Source organism: Microbacterium flavescens, assembly GCF_018588945.1.
GTDB lineage: Bacteria > Actinomycetota > Actinomycetes > Actinomycetales > Microbacteriaceae > Microbacterium > Microbacterium flavescens.
The window spans coordinates 676,214-682,361 of record NZ_JAFIWA010000002.1 but is presented as its reverse complement, the minus strand read 5'-3'; the positions used below and the strand labels follow the sequence as shown (position 1 = coordinate 682,361).

General features: G+C 71.2%; 4 protein-coding genes and 1 riboswitch. All 4 genes read right to left on the bottom strand.

What is annotated here, in order from left to right:
• Positions 1 to 68 precede the first annotated feature (68 nt).
• The 4 genes from gcvP to JX005_RS06865 all read right to left on the bottom strand — a co-directional run bounded on the left by gcvP (position 69) and on the right by JX005_RS06865 (position 6,064).
• Complete coding sequence (gcvP, locus tag JX005_RS06880) at positions 69 to 2,960, bottom strand: aminomethyl-transferring glycine dehydrogenase (RefSeq protein ID WP_214466655.1); 2,892 nt, start codon at positions 2,958 to 2,960, stop codon at positions 69 to 71.
• A complete protein-coding gene (gene gcvH, locus JX005_RS06875) occupies positions 2,957 to 3,340 on the bottom strand; it encodes a glycine cleavage system protein GcvH (RefSeq protein ID WP_214466654.1) in 384 nt (127 codons plus the stop codon). The genes gcvP and gcvH overlap by 4 nt, the downstream gene beginning before the upstream one ends.
• A gap of 28 nt (positions 3,341 to 3,368) precedes the next feature.
• Complete coding sequence (gene gcvT / locus JX005_RS06870; RefSeq protein ID WP_214466653.1) at positions 3,369 to 4,493, bottom strand: glycine cleavage system aminomethyltransferase GcvT; 1,125 nt, start codon at positions 4,491 to 4,493, stop codon at positions 3,369 to 3,371.
• 260 nt (positions 4,494 to 4,753) lie between these two features.
• A riboswitch (glycine riboswitch) is annotated at positions 4,754 to 4,851 on the bottom strand.
• A gap of 43 nt (positions 4,852 to 4,894) precedes the next feature.
• Positions 4,895 to 6,064, bottom strand: a complete 1,170-nt coding sequence (locus JX005_RS06865) for a MarP family serine protease (protein ID WP_214466652.1) — start codon at positions 6,062 to 6,064, stop codon at positions 4,895 to 4,897.
• Positions 6,065 to 6,148: the final 84 nt, after the last annotated feature.

Genomic DNA, 6,148 nt, shown 5'->3' with positions numbered 1-6,148 from the left:
GGGCACGCGGGCGCGCAGGGAGCGGCGGGATGCCGGGGGGTCCCGGCATCCCGTCACTCATGCGGTGGCTACGCGAAGGCCTCGATCGGCGGGCAGGCGCACACGAGGTTGCGGTCGCCGTACGCCTGGTCGATGCGGCGGACCGGCGGCCAGTACTTCGTGCGGACCAGCGAGTGCACCGGGTAGACCGCGGTCTCACGCGAGTAGGCGTGCGTCCACTCGCCCACGACGACCGACTCGGCGGTGTGCGGGGCGTTCGACAGCGGGTTGTCTCCCGCCGGCCACTCCCCCGCGGCGACCGCGTCGGCCTCCGCCTTGATCGCGATCATGGCCTCGATGAAGCGCTCGATCTCGCCGAGGTCCTCCGACTCGGTCGGCTCGACCATGAGCGTGCCCGCGACCGGGAACGACATCGTCGGGGCGTGGAAGCCGTAGTCGATGAGGCGCTTGGCCACGTCGTCGACCGAGACTCCGGTCGCCTCCTTGAGCGGACGCAGGTCGAGGATGCACTCGTGGGCCACGAGGCCACCCTCGCCCGCGTACAGCACCGGGTAGTGGTCCTTCAGCCGCAGCGCGATGTAGTTGGCCGCGAGCACGGCCGCGGCGGTGGCGTCCCGCAGGCCCTCCGCGCCCATCATCCGCACATACGCCCACGAGATCGGCAGGATGCCCGCCGATCCGTGCGGCGCCGCCGAGATCGCTCCGCCCTCGAAGATGCCGCCCGCGTGGTCCTTGCGCTGCGACAGCGGGTGGGACGGCAGGTGCGGCGCGAGATGCGCCTTGGCCGCCACTGGGCCGACGCCCGGTCCGCCTCCGCCGTGCGGGATCGCGAACGTCTTGTGCAGGTTGAGGTGCGACACGTCGCCGCCCAGGTCGCCGAAGCGCGCGTATCCGAGCAGCGCGTTGAGGTTCGCCCCGTCGACGTATACCTGGCCGCCCGCGTCATGCACGGCCTGCGTGATGTCGAGCACGTCGTGCTCGTACACGCCGTGCGTGGACGGGTAGGTGATCATGAGCGCGGCGAGCTGCTCGGCGTGCGTCGCGATCTTGGCCCGCAGGTCGTCGAGGTCGACGTTGCCGGCCTCGTCGCACGCGACGACGACGACCTTCATGCCGGCGAGCACCGCCGAGGCCGCGTTCGTGCCGTGAGCCGACGACGGGATGAGGCACACCGTGCGCTCGAGGTCGCCGTTGGCGCGGTGGTAGCCGCGGATCGCCATGAGACCCGCGAGCTCGCCCTGCGAGCCGGCGTTGGGCTGCAGCGAGACGGCGTCGTAGCCGGTGACCTCGGCCAGCCACACCTCGAGCTGCTCGATCATCGCGAGGTAGCCGTGCACGTCGGCCTCGGGGGCGAACGGATGCACGCGCGAGAACTCCGGCCACGACACGGCCGCCATCTCGGTTGCCGCGTTCAGCTTCATCGTGCACGAGCCCAGCGGGATCATCCCCCGGTCGAGCGCGTAGTCGCGATCGCTGAGCTGCTTGAGGTAGCGCATCATCGCCGTCTCGGAGCGGTGCGAGTTGAACACCGGATGGGTGAGGAACTCCTCGGCTCGCGCGAGCCGGCTCGGCACGCGGGCCAGCGGCTCCGCCCCGGCGAACGCGATGTCGCGCACGTCGTGCTCGTCGGCCTCGGGCAGCCCGAACGCCCATGCGACGGCCGCGAGGTCGTCCGCCGTGGTCGTCTCGTCGACCGAGATGCCCACGGTCGCGTCATCCACCCAGAACAGCTGGTAGCCCTTCGACCGTGCACGCTCGATGACCCGGCGCGACGGCCCGGGCGTGACGACGCGGATCGTGTCGAAGAACGAATCCGACACGAGGTGCAGGTCGTACTCGCGCAGGCGCCCGGCGAGGGCCTCGGCCTTGCGCGCGACCTCCGTCGCGATCGCCGCGAGTCCGGACGGGCCGTGGTAGACCGCGTACATCGACGCCATGACGGCCAGGAGCACCTGCGAGGTGCAGATGTTCGACGTCGCCTTCTCCCGGCGGATGTGCTGTTCGCGCGTCTGGAGGGCGAGCCGATAGGCGGGGTGTCCTGCCGCGTCCTGCGAGACGCCGACGAGCCGGCCGGGGAGCTGGCGCTCGAGACCGGCGCGCACCGCCATGTATCCCGCGTGCGGACCGCCGAAGCCGAGCGGCACGCCGAAGCGCTGCGTCGTGCCCACGGCGACGTCGGCGCCGAGCGCACCCGGCGAGCGCAGCAGGGTGAGCGCGAGGAGGTCGGCCGCGACGACCACGAGGCCGCCCTGGGCATGCACGGCCGCGATCGCCTCGGACGGGTCCCAGATGCGCCCGGACGCACCGGGATACTGCACGAACGCCCCGAAGGCGTCGGGGACGGATGCCTCGGCGAAGGCCGTGTACGTGATCTCGATGCCGACCGCGGCGGCCCGGTGCTCGAGGAGCGCCTTGGTCTGCGGCAGCGCGTCGGCGTCGACCAGGAACACGTTGGACGCCGACTTCGACGCGCGGCGGGCGACGAGCATCCCTTCGACGACGGCGGTGGACTCGTCGAGCATCGAGGCGTTCGCGGTCTCGAGGCCGGTGAGGTCGGTCACCATCGTCTGGAAGTTGATGAGCGCTTCGAGGCGCCCCTGCGAGATCTCCGGCTGGTACGGCGTGTAGGCGGTGTACCAGGACGGGTTCTCGAGCACGTTGCGCGCGATCACCGAGGGCGTGAAGGTGTCGTAGTAGCCGAGGCCGATCATCGGCCGTGCGACGCGGTTCTGCGATGCGAGCATCCGCAGCTCGGCGAGCGCCTCGGCTTCCGTTGCAGCGGGCGGGATGTCGCTCGTCGTGCGCGGCTCCACCTGGATGGATGCCGGCACCGCGCGCCGGACCAGGGCGTCGACGGTGTCGTAGCCCAGGGCGTCGAGCATGACGCGCTGGGCTGCGGCATCCGTTCCGATATGGCGCGCCGCGAACCCCTCGAGAGCCTCGGGAGCCGAGCCCGTCATTCGTCGCCGCCCGTGAGCGCGACGTAGGCGTCGCGGTCGAGGAGATCGGCGACCGCCGCGGCATCGACCTTGATCTTGACGAGCCAGCCGGCGCCGAACGGGTCGGAGTTGACCAGCGACGGGTCGTCGACCACCGCGTCGTTGATCTCGACGACTTCGCCGTCGAGGGGCGCATAGAGCTCGCCGACCGACTTGGTCGACTCGATCTCGCCGACGACCGTGGCCGCCGTCACGTCCGTTCCCGCGGCGGGGAGCTCGACGAAGACGACGTCGCCGAGCTTGTCGGCGGCGTAGTCGGTGATGCCGACGGTCGCGACGTCGCCGTCCAGGGCGATCCACTCGTGCTCGGCGGTGTACTTGAGGCTGTTGAGGTCGGTCATGTGTTCCTCCGGTGGATGCGGGCGTCGGTCACTGGGCTCGACGATAGAAGGGAAGGGCGGTCACGGTCGCGGGGATGCGGGTTCCACGCACGTCGATGAAGAGCTCGGTGCCCGGCTCCGTGAGGGACGGGGAGACGAAGGCCATGGCGATGGGATGCCCGAGGGTGGGGCTCAGCGCACCGCTGGTGATCTCGCCCACGCGCTCATCGCCGTGGAGGACGCCGTATCCGGCGCGGCCGGCGCGCTTGCCGTCGGAGACGAGTCCGACGAGCACCGGCGCGTCTGAAGCGACGACGGACTCGAGCGCCGACCGGCCGACGAAATCGGCCGACTTCGTCTTGAGCGGCACGACGCGGCCGAGACCGGCCTGGGGGGGGATGATGTGGCGGGACAGCTCGTGGCCGTACAGGGGCATGCCGGCCTCGAGGCGCAGCGTGTCACGCGAGGCCAGACCCGCGGGCACGAGGCCGAGCGGCTCGCCTGCCGCAAGGAGGGCGTCCCACAGCGACGGCGCCGCGTCGGCGTCGACGCTGATCTCGAAGCCGTCCTCGCCCGTGTAACCGGTGCGGCTGACGAGCACGGACGTGCCGGCGAAGCGCATGCCCATCGCCGCATAGTACGGAAGGGTGTCGAGCGTGTGACCCATCGCGAGCGCGTCGTCGTGCTCGAGGCCGGTCGTGCTCTGGAGGATCTCGCGCGCACGCGGCCCCTGAACCGCGAGCAGCGAGTCGGGCAGCTCGACGAGCGCGGCGTCGAACCCCTCCAGCCGCTCGAGGAGCGCCGAGCGCACGGCATCCCGATTGCCGGCGTTCGCCACGATGAGGAACTGCTCCTCCGAGATGCGCGTGACGATGAGGTCATCGATGATGCCGCCGTCGGGCGCGAGGATCATCGTGTACTTGGCGCGCGACAGCTTCACCGCGCTCGGGTCGAAGGCGAGCGCATACGCCAGGAACGCCTCGCGGTCGGGTCCGGCGACGCCGAACTGCGCCATGTGGGAGATGTCGAAGAGCCCCGCGGCCGTGCGCACCGCATGGTGCTCGGCCAGATCGGAGCTGTAGCGCACGGGCATCGACCAGCCGCCGAAGTCGGTGAAGGACGCGCCCAGCGCGGCATGGCGGTCGTGCAGCGGAGTCGTGCGGGGGTCTGTCATGAGTTCTCCCGTGTCGCGATCGGGCGACGCCGGACGGCGTCGTGGAACTCCCCCTCTGTCATGGGCCTGAGAGCTTCGCCCGCGGATTCCGGGGAATCTGCGGGGTTTCACCTTCGGCGGATCTCGGGCTTCGGGTCGGGTATCGATAGAACTGTGGAGACGCGCAGCGCTCGTCTCGCCGAGTTGGTTTCGATGCGGCGCTGGAGCGCCTTACTCAACCCGATTTCTTGCTTCGCTCGAAATCGCTTTCCAGAGTCGGCCGGATCCGGACGGTACGCAGTACCTGAGAGATTGGCGGGGAGGCTTGCTCCTTCGGTGCTCGGCGATCGCGCTGCCGAGGCTCTCCCGCCCGGGTCATGGGCCTTGTTGACTTGCCGTGCCAGCATAGCGGCCCGGCGCCGTCAGCCGGTGCAGCGTCCTGACGACACCGCGTCGGTCAGGCCGGGCGCCTCGCCGGCGACCGGCGTGAGCTCGGCCATCGTCATCGCATATCCGCGCTCGGGATCGTTCTCGGCGCGGGCGAAGACGACGCCCGCCACGGCACCCTCCTCGGTGAGCAGCGGCCCGCCCGAGTTGCCCGGGCGCACGGGTGCCTGCAGCGAGTAGATGTCGCGCGGGGACGACGACTCGTCGTAGATGTCGGGCACCGGAGCGGTGCCGGTCGACAGCACCCCCGCCGAGACCATGGTGAACGGTCCGCCCAGCGGATACCCCTGCACCACCGCCGGCGACCCCGGGTCGAGCGTCGGAGCGAACGGCAGCGCGGCCACGCCGAGGTCGTCGACCGCGATCACGGCGAGGTCGTCGACCGGATCGAAGTAGACGATGCGCCCCTCGCGCGCCCTCACGCCGGGCAGTTCGACGACCGGCTGCTCGACGCCCGCGACCACGTGCGCGTTGGTCACCACCCGGTCGGGGGCGATGACGAATCCGCTGCCTGTCGCGCTGCGCCCGCATGAGTAGGCGGTGCCCGACACCCGGGCGACGGATGCCGCGGCCAGCGTGAGCTCGGGATCGTCGAGGTCGACGGGCTGGATGGTCACCGGCCCGGACTCCAGCAGGTCGCCCAGCGCCGGCAGTCCCTCATCGAGCACGAAGCCCCGGAGCTCCGCCAGCGCGGCCGTGACGGGAGCGGGCGTCACGCGCTCGATGGTGCGCAGCACGGTCGACGACGACAGCGCCGAGGAGACGATCGGCATGCCCGTGGCGGCGAGGCTCGCGCCCGCGAGGGAGATGGCGAGCGCGGCCACGACGACCCCCGCGACGCCGCCTAGGATCCGGTCCACAGCTCGCAGCGGCGTGCGGTCGACGCCGCGCCGCAGCGCGGAGCCGGCGACCGCACCGAGGGCGGCCCCGCCGATGACGAGCGACGCCGACGCGACGATCACGACGGCCGGGCGCCACTCCTGCCACGGCCAGGCGTCGTTGATCAGCGGCACGAGCCAGTACGCGGCGAAGCCGCCGACCGCCAGCCCCAGGAGCAGCCCGACGCTTCCCGTGAATCCGCGCCCGATGCCCACGACCAGCCCGACGACGAGGAGGACGATGAGCACGATGTCGACGGGTGACATGCATCCTCCTGCGTATGTGCGAGCCGCGGCCGGGACCGCCCACGCTACGCATCGAACCTGTGTGACGACCGTCATTTGCCGTTC

Bases quoted from the DNA above. Each gene is read 5' to 3' on its own strand.
- gcvT (WP_214466653.1), bottom strand. From the start codon at position 4,493: ATGACAGACCCCCGCACGACTCCGCTGCACGACCGCCATGCCGCGCTG.
- gcvP (WP_214466655.1), bottom strand. From the start codon at position 2,960: ATGACGGGCTCGGCTCCCGAGGCTCTCGAGGGGTTCGCGGCGCGCCAT.
- gcvH (WP_214466654.1), bottom strand. From the start codon at position 3,340: ATGACCGACCTCAACAGCCTCAAGTACACCGCCGAGCACGAGTGGATC.
- JX005_RS06865 (WP_214466652.1), bottom strand. From the start codon at position 6,064: ATGTCACCCGTCGACATCGTGCTCATCGTCCTCCTCGTCGTCGGGCTG.